Raw genomic sequence first — 1249 nt, forward strand, 5'->3', positions numbered from 1 at the left:
TTTCTTAAATGAAAAGTTGCTGCTCATTTGTTATGTAAAAATTACATAACAAATGAGCATAATTCTATGTTATATCAACTAACCTGGTATACTCATAAACTTTTATACTATTAGTATCTACTATTACAGGATGGAATTTCCCTAATACATCTGATAATTCTGATAACCCATCATCTAAATGTTTAATATTAATAGACATAAAATTTACTCTTACGACATCTCCACGAATGCTTTTTGCACAAAGTATCATTTCATCCCCTCCAATAAATTGAAATATAAATCAATTTCAAATCTTGAGAATCCATCTACTAATTAAATTATAACACCACTATTTAAATCGCTCTTTTAAAAAACAAAGACTTATATATTCCTATTCCTTAGAAAGTTTAATCATTAATAGTATCTTATTGAGTATTGGACTTTATATTCGCATTCGTATTATTAAATTTTACTTATTAATTTTTAAAAAACCAATAATATAGAAACCCTGTAAGAATGAACGATTTCTACAGGGTTTCATTTCTCGATCGTTATTTTATTTTTAATTATGTCTATTTGATTGTATGTTCTTTAATATTATATTTAAGAGAATAGTTTAATTTCAGAAGTTTTTTGTATTCCATAAAATTATTATGTTAACAATATCCGCTGTGTTATCTAATGTTAGTTATTTATTAAAATTTAAAAAACTTGTTATAATTCAAATAAGAATTCTTAATTGAATAAATCCGACTTTAGGAGGACTCTCTCAATGAGTTATAAATTAAAAACTATCAATCCCACTAAAGAAATATTTTCTTATAGATTAGATGAATATGATTGTTTTGAATTAAGAACCGGTATATGTTCTTTATATCTAAGTGAAAATGAAGCGAATTCTATTCATAAAAAAGAAAAAATTTCTGGCGAGAGCGATGTATTGTACTGTCGTAATTTAGCTAAAGATTTATATCAAAGTAAGTATTTTGAAAATATCAACTTTCAAGATGTTACTTTCTCAATTAGAATGCATCATCAAAATTGTGGGCATTTTGATTTTACTGATGGGCAACATAGGGTCTGTATAGCCAAGCACTTAAATGTCAAAGCTCTATTTGCTAATATTGAGCCTCAAGAGAATGCTTATTTTTCATCCTGCAGCGCTTGTATGTGTAAACAAAAAATAGAAAAAGAAAATAAAAAATTTAAAAACAAAATTTTAAAGTTACTACTTTTTAGCAAGAATCCTGAACTCCCCAATGATATCCTC

The 1249-nt window shown here is 25.9% G+C and carries 1 protein-coding gene; it reads left to right on the forward strand.

The genetic code is table 11. The features are described from left to right. Nucleotides 1-751: 751 nt before the first annotated feature. The coding region (locus tag RCF13_RS23620; protein ID WP_308141596.1) for a hypothetical protein at nt 752-1249 on the forward strand (498 nt) is incomplete at its 3' end.

The organism is Stenotrophomonas maltophilia group sp. RNC7 (genome assembly GCF_030910085.1).
In the GTDB taxonomy this organism is placed as follows: Bacteria; Pseudomonadota; Gammaproteobacteria; order Xanthomonadales; family Xanthomonadaceae; genus Stenotrophomonas; species Stenotrophomonas sepilia.